We start from the raw sequence: 15,742 nt of genomic DNA, 5'->3' as shown, positions 1-15,742 counted from the left end.
ACAGTGGGCGCGCTTCGCCCGCCAAGCTGCTTGAATACTGTTGGAAACGGTCAAAGAGCGTCAGGGAGCCGCCACGCGCGGCAGGCGCGCGGAACATCACCGCGCGAAGGTTGCAGAAGGGTTGGTGACGAGCATGACGTCCGACGAGCCCGGCAGCAACGCCTCACCCAGGCCGGTGCCGCGCCCGGGCCCGCGCCCCGGACCCCGGCCCATGGCCGCGGGGCCGCGGCCCGCCCCGGTGGCCACCCATCCCTCCAGCGATCCGCACCGGTTCGGACGCGTCGACGACGACGGCACCGTCTGGCTGATCAGCTCGGCCGGCGAGCGCATCGTCGGCTCCTGGCAGGCCGGCGACCGCGAGGCCGCCTTCGCCCACTTCGGCCGGCGCTTCGACGACCTGAGCACCGAGGTCACCCTCATGGAGGAGCGGCTGGCGTCGGGCAGCGGGGACGCCCGCAAGATCAGGGCGCACGCGTCCGCGCTGGCCGAGACGCTGCCGACCGCGAGCGTCCTGGGCGACGTCGACGGGCTGGCGGCCCGGTTGGCCGGCCTCGTCGAGCACGCCGACGTGGCCATCGCCGAGGGCCGCTCGAAGCGCGAGGAGCATCGGGCCGCCCAGACCGCCCGCAAGGAGGCCCTGGCCGCCGAGGCCGAGGACCTGGCCGCCAACGCGACGCAGTGGAAGGCCGCCGGCGACCGGCTGCGCGCGATCCTCGACGAGTGGAAGACGATCAGCGGCCTGGACCGGAAGGTCGACGACGCGCTGTGGAAGCGCTATTCGGCCGCGCGGGACACCTTCAACCGGCGGCGCGGATCCCATTTCGCCGAGCTGGACCGGGAGCGCTCGGGCGTGCGGCAGTCCAAGGAGCGCCTCTGCGAGCGCGCCGAGGAATTGTCCGATTCGACGGACTGGACCGCCACCAGCGCCGAGTTCCGCAAGCTGCTCACGGAGTGGAAGGCGGCCGGCCGGGCGACCCGGGAGGTCGACGACGCCCTGTGGCGGCGCTTCAAGGCGGCCCAGGACTTGTTCTTCACCGCCCGCAACGCCGCGGCGGCGGAAAAGGACGCCGAGTTTCGCGCGAACGCCACCGCCAAGGAGGCGCTGCTGGCCGAGGCGGAAAGGATCGACACCGGCAACCTCGAGGCGGCCCGGGCTGCGCTGCGGTCCATCGCCGACAAGTGGGACGCCATCGGAAAGGTGCCGCGGGAACGCTCCGCCGAGCTGGAGCGCCGGCTGCGCGCGGTCGAGAAGAAGGTGCGTGACGCCGGCGACGCGGATTGGTCCGATCCGCAGGCGCAGGCCCGCGCCGAGCAGTTCCGCACCCGCGCCGAGCAGTACGAACAGCAGGCCCAGAAGGCCGCGGCGGCGGGCAGGACAAAGGAGGCCGACGAGGCCAGGGCCAACGCCGAACAATGGCGGCAGTGGGCCGACGCGGCCGCCGAGGCGCTGACGCGCCGGTCCTAGTCTTCTTGCTTCGTGGCCTGCGGCGGGTCGGGCTTGTCGAGGGTGTCCAGCAGGGTCTTCGACTGCTGCTCGGCGACGATCCGGCGCCGCTGCTCCTCGGCGGCCAGGTGCACGACGGTGCGCGCCCAGACCAGGCGGGCCCAGTGAAACGTCAGCACCATCACGGTGATCCACGCGAGGATCAGCCCCAGGCCCGGCCCGGGATGCCCGGCGGCCACGGTCTGGCGCGACCAGATGGCCAGCAGCCCGGCACCGGACGCGATCGCCGAGCCCGCCAGCGCGACCCACGCCAGCGCCCAGCGCCGAGTCATCAGCGCCAGCATCGAAAAGCCGACGCCGAACACCAGTGCCAGCCAGGCGAACACGCGCGACGGCAGCGCCACCGCGGCGGCGCCGGCGCCGTGGCTGGAAAACAGCACGTCCCACCCGCGCACGTGCCCGGTGTGCGGCAGGATGAACGAGCCCAGCAGCACGAACACCAGGATCGCGACCACCAAAGCCCTTGGGCCGGGCTCGATCTCGCCGGCCACCCGGCGTTCGGCCGCCTCGATCTCGGTCCGTAGCGCGTCGATGTCGCTGTGTTCTTTCTTCATCGGGTGCATCCCAGGGGTTCGAGCGGATCGGTGGCCGGCCCGAGGGCCGGCATGCCCAGGCCGATCGTGCGCGGGCGCCGGCCGGCGGCGTGGGCGTCGCCGGCCCGGGTGCGGCGGTGGCCCAGGATGCCGGCGTCGGCGATGAGGTGGTGCGGCGCGGCCCCCGTCACCGCCGCGGTGACGATGTCGCCGGGCCGCACCCGGTCGTTGGACGCGAAGTGCACCAGCCGGCCGTCGCGCGCGCGTCCGGTCATGCGCGCCGTGCGGGCGTCCTTGCGCCCTTCGCCGGTGGCGACCAGCAGTTCGACGGTCTGCCCGATCAGCGCGCGGTTGCCCTCCAGCGAGATCTGCTCCTGCACCTCGACCAGCCGCTCGTAGCGTTCCTGCACAACGGCTTTCGGCAGCTGCCCGTCGAACTCGGCGGCGGGGGTGCCGGGCCGCTTGGAGTACTGGAACGTGAACGCCGCCGCGAAGCGGGCCTGCCGCACGACGTCGAGGGTGGCGGCGAAATCCTCCTCGGTCTCGCCGGGAAACCCGACGATCAGGTCCGTGGTGATCGCCGCGTGCGGCATGGCCGCCCGGACGCGCTCGATGATGCCCAGGTATCGCTCGGCGCGGTATGAGCGGCGCATCGCCCGCAGCACCCGGTCGGATCCCGACTGCAGCGGCATGTGCAGGGCCGGACAGACGTTGGGCGTCTGCGCCATCGCCTCGATGACGTCGTCGGTGAACTCGGCCGGGTGCGGCGAGGTGAACCGCACGCGCTCCAGGCCGTCGATGCGCCCGCAGGCTCGCAGCAACTCGGCGAAGGCGCCGCGGTCGCGGGGCAGCGCCGGGTCGGCGAAGGAAACGCCGTAGGCGTTCACGTTCTGGCCCAGCAGGGTGATTTCGAGCACGCCGTCGTCGACCAGCGACTCCACCTCGGCGAGGATGTCGGTCGGGGCGCGGTCGACCTCCTTGCCGCGCAACGAGGGCACGATGCAGAACGTGCAGGTGTTGTTGCACCCGACGGAGATGGAAACCCAAGCGGCGTAGGCGGATTCGCGGGCGCTCGGCAGCGACGACGGGAACTGCTGCAGCGCCTCGGCGATCTCCACCTGCGCGACCTTGTTGTGCCGGGCGCGGTCGAGCAGCGTCGGCAGCGACCCGATGTTGTGCGTGCCGAAGACGACGTCCACCCACGGCGCCTTGCGCAACAGCGCGTCGCGGTCCTTTTGGGCCAGGCAGCCCCCGACCGCGATCTGCATGTCGGGATTGCCGCGCTTGCGCGGGGCCAGGTGGCTGAGGTTGCCGTACAGCTTGTTGTCGGCGTTCTCCCGGACGGCGCAGGTGTTGAAGACCACCACGTCGGCGTCGGCCCCGTCGGCCGCCCGCCGGTAGCCGGCGGCCTCCAGCAGGCCCGCCAGCCGCTCGGAGTCGTGGACGTTCATCTGGCAGCCGTACGTGCGCACCTGGTAGGTGCGCGCGGGAGCCAGCGTCGAGGTCACGGGGCCATGGTACGGCGACGGGGGCGTGCGGAATTAACCCGCAGCTTAGACCCGGCGGCGCTCCCGTTCGGCGGCAAGCTCGGCGAGCACGACCTCGCACGCCAGGTTCTGGCCGTAGCCGCGGCGTGCCAGCATCCCCACCAGCCTGCGGCTCACCCGCGCGTCGTCGTCGCGCAGCGTCTCGCGCCGCAGCTTGGCCCGCACCAGCTGCTCGGCGCGGTCCCGCTCGGCGCCGGCGTCGATCCCACCCAGCGCCGCGGTGATCAGCTCGTTGTCGACACCCTTGGTGTGCAACTCGGCGGCCAGCGCGCGCCGGCTCTTTCCCGCCCTCGCCCGCCGGGACTCGACCCACTGGTGGGCGAACTCGGCGTCGTCCACCAGGCCGACGGCGGCCAGCCGGTCGAGCACCCGCTCGGCCACGTCGTCGGAATATCCGCGTTTGGACAGCTGGCCGGACAGCTCGGCCCGGGTGCGCGATCTCGCGGTGAGCAGGCGCAGGCACAGCGCCCGCGCCTGCTCCTCGCGGGAGGGCTCAGAAGTCGACGGGGGCGGGCAGGACGTCGTCATCGGTCACCACGGCGCCAATGCCGAGCTTTTCCTTGATCTTCTTCTCGATCTCGTTGGCGATGTCGGCGTTCTCCATCAGGAAGGTGCGGACGTTCTCCTTGCCCTGGCCGAGCTGCTCGCCCTCGTAGGTGAACCACGAACCGGACTTGCGGATGAAGCCCTGATCCACCCCCATGTCGATCAGCGAGCCCTCGCGGCTGATGCCGCGGCCGTAGAGGATGTCGAACTCGGCCTGCTTGAACGGCGGCGACACCTTGTTCTTGACGACCTTGACCCGGGTGCGGTTGCCGACCGCGTTGGTGCCGTCCTTGAGCGTCTCGATCCGGCGCACGTCCATGCGCACCGACGCGTAGAACTTCAGAGCCTTTCCGCCCGTGGTGGTTTCGGGGCTGCCGAACATCACGCCGATCTTTTCGCGGAGCTGGTTGATGAAGATCGCCGTGGTTCCCGAGTTGTTGAGCGCGCCGGTCATTTTCCGCAGCGCCTGGCTCATCAGCCGGGCCTGCAGCCCGACGTGGCTGTCCCCCATCTCGCCTTCGAGCTCCGCGCGCGGCACCAGGGCCGCCACCGAGTCGATGACCAGGATGTCCAGCGCGCCGGAACGGATCAGCATGTCGGCGATCTCCAGGGCCTGCTCACCGGTGTCCGGCTGGCTGACCAGCAGCGAGTCCGTGTCGACGCCGAGTTTCTTGGCGTAATCGGGGTCCAGGGCGTGCTCGGCGTCGATGAACGCCGCGACGCCGCCGGCGGCCTGGGCGTTGGCCACCGCGTGCAGCGCGACGGTGGTCTTACCCGAGGATTCCGGGCCGTAGATCTCCACGACCCGGCCCCGGGGCAGGCCGCCGATGCCCAGGGCCACGTCCAGTGCGATGGATCCGGTCGGGATGACCGAGATCGGTTGGCGCATCTCGTCGCCGAGACGCATCACCGAGCCTTTGCCGTAGCTCTTCTCGATCTGGGCCATCGCCAGTTCGAGGGCCTTCTCGCGGTCGGGGGCTTGCGTCATGATGCCTCTTCCTATCGTCGTTGTGTTCTTCTGACCGGTATCGGTCGGTTGGCGGTGACCCTAGGCGCGGGGTCTGACAAATCCCCGAACGCTCACCACAGTAGCCGAACACCTGTTCGATTCAAGGAGACACGCCGGGCGCGCAAACGGCGTGTGGCAACATTTGCTACCGAAAGGCGCTGACGGGCTGACAACGAGGAAACCGGTGCGAATCCGGTGCGGTCCCGCCACTGTGACCGGGAAGGGCATGCGCCCGACCCGGGAGCCAGATACTCACCGTCAGCGCTTCCTCACGAGAACTGGGGCGGATTTCCCCAGAGAGGGTTGGTTGCGCATGGACATCTCGGCTGAGCTGGCCGAAATATCTTCCTACAAAGGCTTTTTCGCGCTCACGGTGGGCGGCGACGCGGCGGGGTGGCATCCGGTCGGGCAGTCCTACGCCGACGGCTTCACCGATTTGATCGACACCACCGTCCGGCGGTACCGCACGTCGGATTTGCGGATCGGCGCGTCGCTGGTGCACCTCGGCCACGCCACCCGGTTGTGGTCACCCGTGCTCGCCTGCGCGCTGGTCCACGGCGTCGTTCCGGATCTCAAAGACCTGCAGCGCGCCGACGACGGGGCGCAGCTGCGGATCCCCGAGCCCGTCGGCCGGCCGGTCGACCCGCCGTCGGCGAAGTCGCTGTACCGCATGGTGGTCAAAGGGCACATGAATCCGTTCGCCGCGGGCCTGCGGGTCAAGCTGGCGCCCGCCCTGCTGGCCGGCAACATCGCGTCCGCGCTCGTCGGGGCGTCCCGGGCGCTGCTCGTCGCGCGCCCGGACCTGCGGCCCTCGATCGTGGCGATGACGGAGTCGTTGCTGGACAGCGGCATGCTGGCGGGCTCCGGCGTGGTCAGCGGCCCGCATCTCGGGTTCCGGCGCCACAGCTGCTGCCTGTTCTACCGCGTGCCGGGGCGGTCCGTGTGCGGCGATTGCGTGTTTCGGCGGGACCGGCGGTCCCACCGGCGCTGAGGCGAGCTCACCACTGGTCGCGCGGCACGTCGAAATCGACGCACAGGGCGCGCCAGACGTCGCGGGGGTCGACGCCGTCCTCGATCGCCTGGGCGGCGGTGCGGCCGCCGAACCCGGTCAGCACGTGATCCGCCAGCACCGACGCGCCGTAGGTGGATCCGAATCGCAAGACAACCCGCTCGTTGAACTCCGTCAGCCGCACGCCCGCCAACATACCCAGAGCCGCTACCCGGCAAGCGCCAGCGCCTGGTGGCACACCCGCACCGGGTCGTCGACGTCGGCGATGCCGGCGGCGGCCTGCCGCGCGGCCTCCCGGTAGCCGGGCGACGACAGCACCTCGCCCACCGCGGCCACCAGCGCGTCGGCGCTCAGCGGCCGGATCAGCCGTCCGCTCCCCTGGCGCGCCACCCGGTTGGCCATCTCCCACTGGTCCCCGCCGCCGGGGACCACGACCAGCGGCACGCCGGCCAGCAGCGTCTTGGCCACGATCCCGTGGCCGCCGCCGCAGATCACCAGGTCGGCGCGCGCCAACAGGTCCGACTGGCGCCCCAGCCCGGCCACCGCGTACGGCGGCAGCGTCAGCTCCGCCCCGCCCAGCCGCGACACCACCAGGCGCGATCCCGCCGGCAGCGTCTCCCCGGGGATCAGGCACTCCAGCGCGGTCTCGGCCAGGCCCGAGGTGCCGGTCGACGCGGTCGACGGCGCGACGACCACCACCGGCCCGGCGCCGGGCGGGACCTGCAGCACCCGATCGGTCGGCTCGAAGTGCAACGGCCCGACGACGACGGCCTCCTCCGGCCAGTCCGGGCGCGGCACCTCCAGCGCGGGCAGTGTGGCGATGAGGCGCCGCAGCGGCCCGGGGTCGACGGCGGGCAGCCCGATCTCGAGCCGGGCAGCCGCGCGCTGCTTGATGCCGGCGCGCCACGATCGCCCGGTCAGCGCGCGCATGGTGACGTCGCGCAGCCGCCCGCGGAAGCCGGTGCCGGGCGCCAGCCCGCTGCCGATGGGCGGCAACCCCTTCGACGGCAGGTACAGCGGATGCGGGTCGAGCTCGATCCACGGGATACCCAACAGCTCGGCGGCCATCCCGCCGCCCGCGGTGATGACGTCCGAGACCACCAGGTCGGGCGCCAGGTCGCGCAGCGCCGGAACGTTGAGCACGGCCATCCGCGCCGCGCGCCGGTGGATCCGGGCCCCGGCGTCGAGGTCCTCGTCGGTGGCGGTCAGCCCGTCCAGCTCGGCGGCGTCGATGCCGGCCGCGCGGGCGGCGCCGGTCCATTCCGCGCCGGTGAACAGGATGGGCTGATCGCCCGCCTCGGCGAACCGTTGGCACAGCGCGATCGCGGGGAACGAGTGCCCGGGATCCGGCCCGGCGACGACGGCGATGCGCATCGACCCCACCCTGCCACAGCGCCGGGCCGCCACGCACCGCCGCGGTCGAATAGGCTGGCGGCCATGACCGAGCTGACTGACACAGGCGTCGCGAACACCCGCACGGTCGAGGGTTTCCTGAACGCGCTTCAAGATTCGGACCTGGAGGCCGCCGAGGCCGCGCTGGACGACAACCTCGTCTACGAGAACGTCGGCCTGCCGACGATCCGCGGGCGCGCCCGGGCGATCAAGCTGTTTCGCTCGATGGAGGGCCGCGGCGCCTTCGAGGTGAAGATCCACCGCATCGCCGCCGACGGCGCCGCGGTGCTGACCGAGCGCACCGACGCGCTGATCGTCGGCCCGCTGCGGCTGCAGTTTTGGGTGTGCGGCGTGTTCGAGGTGCACAACGGGCGAATCACGCTGTGGCGGGACTACTTTGACTTCTTCGACATGTTCAAGGCGACGCTGCGTGGCGTGGCGGCGCTGGTCGTGCCCTCGCTGAAGGCCTCGTTCTAGCGGTGGGCGACGACACGGGCCGCGCCAAGCCGAACGCGTGGCAGTTGGTCCGGTACTGCGCCGGGGCGCGGCTGCCCGACTCGATGCGCGACTGGGTGCGAAACGACTTGGCCGGCAAGGGCGCAACGCGCCGGATGATGCTTCGGGTCGCGGTCCCGGCGGTCCTGGTGCTGGCGCCGTTCTGGTTGATCCCGACGACGCTGGACGTCCACCTGAGCATGACGCTGCCGATTCTCATTCCGTTCGTGTACTTCTCGCACGCGCTGAACAAGGTGTGGCGCCGTCACATGCTGGCCGTGCACGGCCTGGACCCCGAGCTCGTCGACGAGCTGGCCCGCAAGCGCGACGCGCACATCCACCAGGCGTACATCGAGCGCTACGGCCCGCGACCCGACTAGCCGCTTCGGGGCAACCCGCCCAGCTCGTCGAACGCCTGCGCCCACCCGAGCAGGCGGTCGGTGGCGCCGACCAGCTCGTCGCGGTAGCGCTGCCGTGCCGGACCGGCCCCGGTGTCGCCGTTCGCCGCGGACACCAATTGTGCTGCGGCGGTGACCATTTCGTTGTACTGGCGAACGCCGGCGCTCAGCTGCGCGGTGTAGGCGTTGATGGTGGGCGCCAGATACGGCTGCGACGACTCGGCGTATTGCGCGGCCCGCTCCATCGACACCACCTCGGCGGAGGTGGCCGCCATCGCCGCCGACGTCTTGCGGGCCGCGGCGGTCAGGTCACGGATCTCGTCCGCCGGCAGCATGGCGCCACGCTCGATCACCCCCAACAGCGAGAAGAAGCCCCGCTCGGAGGCGCCCAGCGCGTACATCGCGGGCCGGGCGGCCGAACCCGGCGGCGGCAGCCGGCGGGCGTTGGCGGGCCGCTGGGCCGGCAGCGGCTCGGCGCGCAGCCAGCGGTAGCGGAGCAGCAGCAGCGTGGCCGGGATCGCCAGCACGACCGCGATGGCGCCGGTGATCTGCAGCAGCAGGACGAACCAGCCCCATGCGGCCAGCACCCCGGTCACCACGATCCAAAACAGGCAGCCGAGGCCGAATATCACGCCCCATCGCAGCGCCCGGCGGCGGCGGCGCAGCAGCCGGGCCCGCGGATCGGCGGCGGCCCTGACCTTTTGGGCCACGAAGTCGGAAAGGTCGGCGGCGGTGTCCAACCCGCGCTGCACCACCGCCCGCCACGGCGCGCGCTGCGTAGCTTTCACCGCCATCGCGAACCGCCCGCGGCGTTACTGACCAAAGGGCTTCTCGGCGACCTGGCCGCCGGCGGTCTCGGCGGGCGCCGGAGTGGCCGGGGTGGCCCCGGCGGCGGGCGTCCCACCCGCCGGCAGGGCGTCGCCGCGCATCGACGCACGGATCTGCTCGAGCCGCGAATGGCCGGCCATCTGAACGCCGGCCTGCTCGACCTCGAGCATGCGGCCCTGCACGGACCCCTGGGCGAGTTCGGCCGACCCGATGGCGTTGGCGTACCGGCGTTCGATCTTCTCGCGGACCTCGTCGAGGTTGGGGGTGGTGCCGGGGGCGGCGATCTCGCTCATCGACCGCAGCGACGCGCTGACCTGTTCCTGCATCTTGGCCTGCTCGAGCTGGCTGAGCAGCTTGGTGCGCTCGGCGATCTTCTGCTGCAGGACCATCGAGTTCTGTTCGACGGCCTTCTTGGCCTGGGCCGCGGCCGACAGCGCCTGGTCGTGCAGCGTCTTGAGGTCTTCGACGCTCTGCTCGGCGGTCACCAGCTGCGCCGCGAACGCCTCGGCGGCGTTGTTGTACTCGGTGGCCTTGGCGGCATCGCCCGCGGAGGTGGCCTGGTCGGCCAGCGTCAGCGCCTGGCGCACGTTGACCTGCAGCTTTTCGATGTCCGCCAGCTGACGGTTGAGCCGCATCTCCAGCTGCCGCTGGTTGCCGATCACCTGCGCGGCCTGCGTGGTCAGCGCCTGGTGCTGGCGCTGCGCCTCCTCGATGGCCTGCTGGATCTGCACTTTGGGGTCGGCGTGCTCGTCAATCTTGGCGTTGAACAGCGCCATCAGGTATTTCCACGCCTTGACGAACGGATTGGCCATCAGTCAGCTCCACCTTCGCTTCTCGTATGCCGGGCAAGCGCCCTGCCGCTCAATTTAGTGGGTCGGCGACGATCGCCCCACCCCTGACGCGGGATCGGCTCGTCCGGGCGCTCAGGCCACGGCCAGCGACGCCACCGGCGGAATGACGACCTTGGTGCTGGCGTCGATCGACGTCCCGGTGGCCGCGCTGTAGGCCGCGCGTTCCTCGCTCGCCATCCGCTCCCCCGCGCCGGTAAGGACCGCCGACAGCGGCATCTGCAGCGCATCGCAGATCGCGTTGAGCAGCTCGCTGGACGGCTCCTTGCGGCCGCGCTCGACCTCCGAGAGGTATCCGAGGCTCACCCGCGCCGAATCCGAGACCTCGCGCAGCGTCCGGCCCTGTGACGTCCTGGCCCGGCGCAGCACGTCGCCGATGACCTCGCGCATCAATGGCGGCATCCCGCCCTCCTTCGTCCAGTCAGCCCTGCCCGGCACGAAAAAGACCCCATTCAGCAGGCGCTCATAAGGCTCAACGCCGACGGGGGTGGACTGGTTCCCGCTCAGCCGGCCGCCTGGCGAACTTGCCTGACGGTCCTGATCGTGCCGGCCACGTAGTCGATGCCGGTGATCACCGTGAGCACGATCGCGATGCCCATCACCACGGCCGCCGCCACCCGGAACGGTCCCGCCAGCGGGAGCACGAACAGCCCGATCGCCAGCGCCTGGACCACGGTCTTGAGCTTGCCGCCCCAGCTCGCCGGGATGACGCCGCGGCGTATCACGGCCAGCCGCAGCAGCGTCACCGCCACCTCGCGCGCCATGATCACCACCGTCACCCACCACGCCAGGTCGCCCAGCATCGACAGGCCGATCAGCGCCGACCCGATCAGGGCCTTGTCCGCGATCGGGTCGACGAACGCGCCGAATTCGGTCGCCATCCCGTAGTTGCGGGCCAGCAGGCCGTCGAACCGGTCGGTCAGGCAGGCGACGGCGAAAATCACGAAAGCGACTATGCGCCCGACGATTTGGTGGCCGTCGCCGGTGAACAGCGCGATCAGGAAAATGGGAACCAGCACCAGCCGCAGCAGGGTCAGCACGTTGGCGAGGTTGGCGATGCGGGCGCGGCCAGCCATTCCGGACGTTTCAGGCTGTGCCGACACGGCATAAGAATAGCGGTTGACCAGCGCGCCCTTCGCCGTTGCCGATACTGTTACCCGTGACCGAAAGCTCACGCGACCGCCTGCCCGAGGTCCGGCGCGCGCGAACGTCGGACGTTCCCGCGATCAAACACCTCGTCGACACCTACGCCGGGCGCATCCTGCTGGAAAAGAACCTGGTGACGCTGTACGAGGCCGTGCAGGAGTTCTGGGTTGCCGAGGACCCCGCGGGCAAGGTGGTCGGCTGCGGGGCGCTGCACGTGCTGTGGTCGGACCTCGGCGAGATCCGCACCGTCGCCGTCGACCCGGCGGTGACCGGGCAGGGCATCGGCCACGCGATCGTCGACCGGCTGCTGGAGGTCGCCCGCGAGCTGCAGCTGGAGCGGCTGTTCGTGCTGACCTTCGAGACCGAGTTCTTCGGCAAGCACGGGTTCACCGAGATCGAGGGCACGCCCGTCACGGCCGAGGTGTACGAGGAGATGTGCCGCTCCTACGACATCGGTGTCGCCGAGTTTTTGGACCTGAGCTACGTCAAACCCAACATCCTGGGCAACTCCCGGATGCTGCTGGTGCTCTAGTCCCCCGGCTCGTCGCCGGAGCCGCCGTCCAGGCCCCGGATCGCGGCCAGCGTCGCGGCCAGCTCGTCGGGCTTGACGAGCACGTCGCGCGCCTTGGAGCCCTCGGACGGCCCGACGATGCCGCGGGTCTCCATCAGGTCCATCAGCCGGCCGGCCTTGGCGAAGCCCACGCGCAGCTTGCGCTGCAGCATCGAGGTGGAGCCGAACTGGCTGGACACCACCAGCTCGACGGCCTGCAGGAACACGTCCATGTCGTCGCCGATGTCGGGGTCGACGTCGGTGCGCTCGCTGGTGGTCTTGGCGGTGGTCACGCCCTCGGTGTATTCGGGTTCGGCCTGGTCCTTGCAGGCGTTGACGACGGCGTGGATCTCGTCGTCGGTGATGTAGGCGCCCTGCAGCCGGACGGTCTTGTTCGCGCCCATCGGCAGGAACAGGGCGTCGCCCATGCCGATGAGCTTCTCCGCGCCGGCCTGGTCCAGGATCACCCGGCTGTCGGTGAGCGACGACGTCGCGAACGCCAGCCGGGACGGCACATTGGTCTTGATCAGGCCGGTCACGACGTCGACGGACGGGCGCTGGGTGGCCAGCACCAGGTGGATGCCCGCGGCCCGGGCCTTCTGGGTGATCCGCACGATGGCGTCCTCGACGTCGCGCGGCGCGGTCATCATCAGGTCGGCCAGCTCGTCGACGATCGCCACGACGTACGGGTAGGGCCGGTACTCGCGCTGGCTGCCCAGCGGGGCCGTGATCGCGCCGGAGCGCACCTTGGCGTTGAAGTCGTCGATGTGACGCACCCGGGACGCCTGCATGTCCTGGTAGCGCTGCTCCATCTCCTCGACCAGCCACGCCAGCGCGGCCGCCGCCTTCTTCGGCTGGGTGATGATCGGGGTGATCAGGTGCGGAATGCCTTCGTACGGCGTGAGTTCCACCATCTTCGGGTCGATCAGGATCATCCTGACCTCTTCGGGGGTGGCCCGGGTCAGCAGCGACACCAGCATCGAGTTCACGAAGCTGGACTTGCCGGATCCGGTGGAGCCGGCGACCAGCAGGTGCGGCATCTTGGCCAGGTTGGCCGAGATCATCTCGCCCTCGATGTCCTTGCCCAGCCCGATCACCAGCGGGTGGTGGTCGCGGCGGGTCGACGGGTCGGTCAACACGTCGGCCAGGCGCACCATCTCCCGGTCGGTGTTGGGCACTTCGATGCCGACGGCGGACTTGCCGGGGATCGGGGCCAGCATCCGGACGCTCTCGGTGGCCACCGCATAGGCGATGTTCTTCTGCAGCGCGGTGATCTTCTCCACCTTCACCCCGGGGCCCAGCTCGACCTCGTAGCGGGTCACGGTGGGCCCGCGGGTGCAGCCGGTGACCGCGGCGTCGACCTTGAACTGGTTGAGCACCTCGCTGATGGCGTCGGCCATGACGTTGTTGGCGGCGCTGCGCTTCTTGGGCGGATCGCCGGCGATCAGCAGGCTCAGCGCCGGCAGCGTGTAGGGCCCCTCCACCACCCGGTCCACGATCAGGGGTTCCGGCTTCTTGCGGCGGCGGCTCCGCCCGGGCTCGGGGATGGTGGGCGTGTCGTCCGCGATCGGTTCGTCGGCCGCGGCCCGCGCGGCGCCGGCCGACGGCCACGCCTGCGGCTCCGGTTCCGGGGACCCGTCGTAGTAGCCGTCGGAGAAGTCGTCGCGGGGCTGTTCGTCGTCGTCGAACTCGTCCGCGTAGTCGTAGGCGACGTCGTCGTCGCCGACCAGCCGGCCGCCGAACATGGCGCGCAGCACGTCGGGCACCTCGCGGATCGTGGTGCCGGTGAGCAGCAGCAGCCCGAACATGAAGCCGATGAACAACAGCGGCGCGGCGATCCAGGGCGTCAACCCGTCCGACAGCGGCCCGCCGATGGCGAACCCGATGAATCCGGCTGCGCGGCGGCGCAATTCGGGGTCTTCCGGCGAACCGGACCACAGGTGGCGCAGTCCGAGCGCCGACAGGGCGATCAGGCTGCCGCCCAGGATGAGCCGCGGCCGCGCATCGGGGTTGGGCTGGGTCCGCATCAGTGTCACCGCCACCGCGGCGGCCACCACCGGCAGCGCCAGGACACCCGAGCCGATGAAGGTCCGCAGCAGCGTGTCGACCCACGCGCCGACGGGCCGGGCGGCGTCGAACCAGGAGCTCGCGGCGACCACGACGGAGACTCCGAGCAGCACGAGCGCGATCCCGTCGCGGCGGTGTCCGGGATCGATGTCGCGGGCCCGCCCGACGGAGCGCGCGGCGCCGCCGGTGCCCCGGGCGGCCATCAGCCAGGTGGCGCGCATGGCGCGGCCGCAGGTCAGCCCGGTGGCGACCAGCAGCGACTGGTTGCGGCGCTTGGCGGGCCTGCTCGCCTTCTTGCGGGGCGCTGCCGGGCGCGCGCTTCGGGACTTGCCCCGCGAAGCGGTCTTTGACCTGCTCGTTCGGGCTCCGGAGCGGGCGGCGGTCTTACTTGGCATGGGGCTCAGGGTAGTCGCAAATGCCTCATCTACACCACCCGCCACACTGGTAACCGCGGCCCGGCCGGCGTCGCGGCGAAACGGGCCTGAGTAGGGTGACAACCGGTGATACACGTCATACCGTCACCCACCCCTCAAGCGCCCAGGAGGCCCTAAGCATGCCCGTCGTCGTCGTCGCCACCATGACCGTCAAACCCGAATCGGTCGACACCGTCCGCGACATCCTGACCAACGCGGTCTCGGAAGTGCACGAGGAGCCCGGCTGCGAGCTGTACTCGCTGCACCAGGCCGGCGAGACCTTCGTCTTCGTCGAGCAGTGGGCCGACGAGGAGGCGCTCAAGGTGCACAGCACCGCCCCGGCGATCACCAAGCTGTTCACGGCGGCCGGTGAGCACCTGGCCGGGGCGCCGGACATCAAGATGCTGCAGCCGGTTCCCGCGGGCGACCCGGACAAGGGGCAGCTGCGCGCGTGAGTGGTCCCGGCCCGCTTCAAGGAAAAGTCGCGCTGATCACCGGGGCCGCCCGCGGCCAGGGCCGCGCGCACGCGGTGCGGCTGGCCACCGACGGCGCGGACATCATCGCCGTCGACCTGTGCGAGCAGATCGCCAGCGTGCCCTATCCCCTGGCCAGCCCCGAGGACCTGGCGGCCACCGTCAAACTCGTCGAGGACACCGGGGCGCGCATCGTCGCCAAGCAGGCCGACGTCCGCGACCGGGAATCGCTGACGGCCGCGGTGCGGGCGGGCATCGACGAGTTCGGCCGGCTGGACATCGTCGTGGCCAACGCCGGCATCGCTCCGATGGCATCCGGGGACGACGGCTGGCGCGACGTCATCGACGTCAACCTCACCGGCGTCTACAACACGATCAAGGCCGCGATATCGACCATGGTCAAGCAGGGCAGCGGGGGGTCGATCGTGCTGATCAGTTCGGCCGCCGGACTGGCCGGGGTGGGCAGTCCCGACGCCGGCTCCGTCGGCTATGCGGCCGCCAAGCACGGCGTGGTGGGATTGATGCGCGTGTACGCGAATCTGCTTGCGGGCCATAACATCCGGGTAAACTCGATCCACCCGACCGGCGTCGAGACCCCGATGATCAACAACGAGTTCACCCGGGAGTGGCTCGCCAAGATGGCGTCCCAGACCGACCAGCCGCGCAGCCTGGGCAACGCGCTGCCGGTGGAAGTGCTGCAGGCCGAGGACATCGCCAACGCGGTGGCGTGGCTGGTCTCCGACCAGGCCCGCTACATCACCGGCGTCACCCTGCCCGTCGATGCGGGCTTCCTGAACAAGTAGCCCATGGCGCGAAATCCCGCGGCGCAGACCGCGTTCGGACCGATGGTGTTGGCCGCCGTCGAGCACAACGAGCCGCCCGGGCGTCGCCTGGTGGACGACGACCTCGCGGACCATCAGGCGCCGCGCCGGGCCCCACCGCGTCGCGCCGGTGAGCAGCCGCAACGGACGCGGCAGGAACAGC

At 70.9% G+C, this 15,742-nt stretch carries 18 protein-coding genes, 1 pseudogene and 1 riboswitch; of the genes and pseudogenes, 8 read left to right on the top strand and 11 right to left on the bottom strand.

Features of this window, described 5'->3' with window-relative positions:
* The first annotated feature begins 133 nt into the window (after positions 1-133).
* Positions 134-1,465: a DUF349 domain-containing protein gene (locus tag A5655_RS10180; protein WP_082978586.1), complete on the top strand. Its 1,332-nt coding sequence runs from the start codon at positions 134-136 to the stop codon at positions 1,463-1,465.
* Here the strand turns inward: A5655_RS10180 and A5655_RS10175 are convergent.
* Genes A5655_RS10175 through recA form a run of 4 tightly spaced genes read right to left on the bottom strand, consistent with a single transcriptional unit; the run spans position 1,462 to position 5,118 of the window.
* Positions 1,462-2,067, bottom strand: a complete 606-nt coding sequence (locus A5655_RS10175; protein ID WP_156764801.1) for a hypothetical protein — start codon at positions 2,065-2,067, stop codon at positions 1,462-1,464. The genes A5655_RS10180 and A5655_RS10175 overlap by 4 nt on opposite strands.
* Positions 2,055-3,545: a tRNA (N6-isopentenyl adenosine(37)-C2)-methylthiotransferase MiaB gene (gene miaB, locus A5655_RS10170; RefSeq protein WP_067009085.1), complete on the bottom strand. Its 1,491-nt coding sequence runs from the start codon at positions 3,543-3,545 to the stop codon at positions 2,055-2,057. The genes A5655_RS10175 and miaB overlap by 13 nt, the downstream gene beginning before the upstream one ends.
* Positions 3,546-3,590: 45 nt before the next feature.
* Positions 3,591-4,112, bottom strand: a complete 522-nt coding sequence (gene recX, locus A5655_RS10165) for a recombination regulator RecX (protein ID WP_067009082.1) — start codon at positions 4,110-4,112, stop codon at positions 3,591-3,593.
* The gene (recA, locus tag A5655_RS10160; protein ID WP_067009078.1) at positions 4,078-5,118 is read right to left on the bottom strand and encodes a recombinase RecA; all 1,041 of its coding nucleotides are present in this window, start codon (positions 5,116-5,118) and stop codon (positions 4,078-4,080) included. The genes recX and recA overlap by 35 nt, the downstream gene beginning before the upstream one ends.
* Before the next feature lie 166 nt (positions 5,119-5,284).
* Positions 5,285-5,414: riboswitch (cobalamin riboswitch) on the top strand.
* A 38-nt stretch (positions 5,415-5,452) separates the two neighbouring features.
* On the opposite strand from recA, the gene A5655_RS10155 reads away from it, so the two are divergent.
* Positions 5,453-6,130 (top strand): (2Fe-2S)-binding protein, encoded by a 678-nt coding sequence (locus tag A5655_RS10155; protein ID WP_067009075.1) that lies wholly within the window; start codon positions 5,453-5,455, stop codon positions 6,128-6,130.
* A gap of 7 nt (positions 6,131-6,137) precedes the next feature.
* Here the strand turns inward: A5655_RS10155 and A5655_RS10150 are convergent, their stop codons facing one another.
* Together A5655_RS10150 and A5655_RS10145 are read right to left on the bottom strand one after the other, a co-directional pair.
* Positions 6,138-6,344 carry a DUF3046 domain-containing protein gene (locus tag A5655_RS10150; protein WP_067009072.1) on the bottom strand — a complete coding sequence of 69 codons (207 nt, stop codon included), beginning with the start codon at positions 6,342-6,344 and terminating at the stop codon, positions 6,138-6,140.
* Between the two features lie 11 nt (positions 6,345-6,355).
* On the bottom strand, positions 6,356-7,522 hold the full coding sequence (locus A5655_RS10145) for a glycosyltransferase (RefSeq protein ID WP_067009146.1): 1,167 nt from the start codon (positions 7,520-7,522) through the stop codon (positions 6,356-6,358).
* Positions 7,523-7,585: 63 nt separating this feature from the next.
* On the opposite strand from A5655_RS10145, the gene A5655_RS10140 reads away from it, so the two are divergent.
* Together A5655_RS10140 and A5655_RS10135 are read left to right on the top strand one after the other, a co-directional pair.
* A complete protein-coding gene (locus A5655_RS10140) occupies positions 7,586-8,017 on the top strand; it encodes a limonene-1,2-epoxide hydrolase (RefSeq protein WP_067009069.1) in 432 nt (143 codons plus the stop codon).
* Positions 8,018-8,019: 2 nt separating this feature from the next.
* Positions 8,020-8,415, top strand: a complete 396-nt coding sequence (locus A5655_RS10135; protein WP_067009066.1) for a DUF5313 domain-containing protein — start codon at positions 8,020-8,022, stop codon at positions 8,413-8,415.
* On the opposite strand, the gene A5655_RS10130 is transcribed toward A5655_RS10135, so the two are convergent.
* The 4 genes from A5655_RS10130 to pgsA form a co-directional block, all read right to left on the bottom strand.
* On the bottom strand, positions 8,412-9,227 hold the full coding sequence (locus A5655_RS10130; protein WP_067009063.1) for a hypothetical protein: 816 nt from the start codon (positions 9,225-9,227) through the stop codon (positions 8,412-8,414). The genes A5655_RS10135 and A5655_RS10130 overlap by 4 nt on opposite strands.
* Positions 9,228-9,245: 18 nt before the next feature.
* Positions 9,246-10,073 carry a phage shock protein PspA gene (pspA, locus tag A5655_RS10125; protein ID WP_067009060.1) on the bottom strand — a complete coding sequence of 276 codons (828 nt, stop codon included), beginning with the start codon at positions 10,071-10,073 and terminating at the stop codon, positions 9,246-9,248.
* A gap of 111 nt (positions 10,074-10,184) precedes the next feature.
* Positions 10,185-10,511: a transcriptional regulator ClgR gene (gene clgR / locus A5655_RS10120; RefSeq protein WP_067009057.1), complete on the bottom strand. Its 327-nt coding sequence runs from the start codon at positions 10,509-10,511 to the stop codon at positions 10,185-10,187.
* A gap of 101 nt (positions 10,512-10,612) precedes the next feature.
* Positions 10,613-11,185: a CDP-diacylglycerol--glycerol-3-phosphate 3-phosphatidyltransferase gene (gene pgsA, locus A5655_RS10115; protein ID WP_067009054.1), complete on the bottom strand. Its 573-nt coding sequence runs from the start codon at positions 11,183-11,185 to the stop codon at positions 10,613-10,615.
* 83 nt (positions 11,186-11,268) lie between these two features.
* Between pgsA and A5655_RS10110 the strand changes: the two genes are divergently transcribed.
* Positions 11,269-11,787 carry an amino-acid N-acetyltransferase gene (locus A5655_RS10110; protein ID WP_156764800.1) on the top strand — a complete coding sequence of 173 codons (519 nt, stop codon included), beginning with the start codon at positions 11,269-11,271 and terminating at the stop codon, positions 11,785-11,787.
* Here A5655_RS10110 and A5655_RS10105 read toward each other — a convergent pair.
* Complete coding sequence (locus A5655_RS10105; RefSeq protein ID WP_082978585.1) at positions 11,784-14,381, bottom strand: DNA translocase FtsK; 2,598 nt, start codon at positions 14,379-14,381, stop codon at positions 11,784-11,786. The two genes, A5655_RS10110 and A5655_RS10105, sit on opposite strands and share 4 nt — an antisense overlap.
* A gap of 44 nt (positions 14,382-14,425) precedes the next feature.
* On the opposite strand from A5655_RS10105, the gene A5655_RS10100 reads away from it, so the two are divergent.
* From A5655_RS10100 to A5655_RS29360, 3 genes and pseudogenes are all read left to right on the top strand, one after another.
* On the top strand, positions 14,426-14,740 hold the full coding sequence (locus A5655_RS10100) for a putative quinol monooxygenase (protein ID WP_067009047.1): 315 nt from the start codon (positions 14,426-14,428) through the stop codon (positions 14,738-14,740).
* Positions 14,737-15,561 carry a mycofactocin-coupled SDR family oxidoreductase gene (locus A5655_RS10095; RefSeq protein WP_067009044.1) on the top strand — a complete coding sequence of 275 codons (825 nt, stop codon included), beginning with the start codon at positions 14,737-14,739 and terminating at the stop codon, positions 15,559-15,561. The genes A5655_RS10100 and A5655_RS10095 overlap by 4 nt, the downstream gene beginning before the upstream one ends.
* Before the next feature lie 3 nt (positions 15,562-15,564).
* Positions 15,565-15,742 (top strand): annotated as a pseudogene (locus tag A5655_RS29360) (hypothetical protein); the annotation flags it as partial.

Origin of the sequence: Mycobacterium sp. 1081908.1, assembly GCF_001673535.1 — a bacterium.
Classification (GTDB): Bacteria; Actinomycetota; Actinomycetes; order Mycobacteriales; family Mycobacteriaceae; genus Mycobacterium.
Note: the sequence above shows the minus strand (reverse complement) of the source record. Positions and strands in the feature narration are given on the sequence as shown.

Coding starts and splice junctions, on each gene's coding strand:
- A5655_RS10180 (WP_082978586.1), top strand. CDS start 134: ATGACGTCCGACGAGCCCGGCAGCAACGCCTCACCCAGGCCGGTGCCG.
- A5655_RS10175 (WP_156764801.1), bottom strand. CDS start 2,067: ATGCACCCGATGAAGAAAGAACACAGCGACATCGACGCGCTACGGACC.
- recX (WP_067009082.1), bottom strand. CDS start 4,112: ATGACGACGTCCTGCCCGCCCCCGTCGACTTCTGAGCCCTCCCGCGAG.
- recA (WP_067009078.1), bottom strand. CDS start 5,118: ATGACGCAAGCCCCCGACCGCGAGAAGGCCCTCGAACTGGCGATGGCC.
- A5655_RS10155 (WP_067009075.1), top strand. CDS start 5,453: ATGGACATCTCGGCTGAGCTGGCCGAAATATCTTCCTACAAAGGCTTT.
- A5655_RS10150 (WP_067009072.1), bottom strand. CDS start 6,344: ATGTTGGCGGGCGTGCGGCTGACGGAGTTCAACGAGCGGGTTGTCTTG.
- A5655_RS10145 (WP_067009146.1), bottom strand. CDS start 7,522: ATGCGCATCGCCGTCGTCGCCGGGCCGGATCCCGGGCACTCGTTCCCC.
- A5655_RS10140 (WP_067009069.1), top strand. CDS start 7,586: ATGACCGAGCTGACTGACACAGGCGTCGCGAACACCCGCACGGTCGAG.
- A5655_RS10130 (WP_067009063.1), bottom strand. CDS start 9,227: ATGGCGGTGAAAGCTACGCAGCGCGCGCCGTGGCGGGCGGTGGTGCAG.
- pspA (WP_067009060.1), bottom strand. CDS start 10,073: ATGGCCAATCCGTTCGTCAAGGCGTGGAAATACCTGATGGCGCTGTTC.
- clgR (WP_067009057.1), bottom strand. CDS start 10,511: ATGCCGCCATTGATGCGCGAGGTCATCGGCGACGTGCTGCGCCGGGCC.
- pgsA (WP_067009054.1), bottom strand. CDS start 11,185: ATGGCTGGCCGCGCCCGCATCGCCAACCTCGCCAACGTGCTGACCCTG.
- A5655_RS10100 (WP_067009047.1), top strand. CDS start 14,426: ATGCCCGTCGTCGTCGTCGCCACCATGACCGTCAAACCCGAATCGGTC.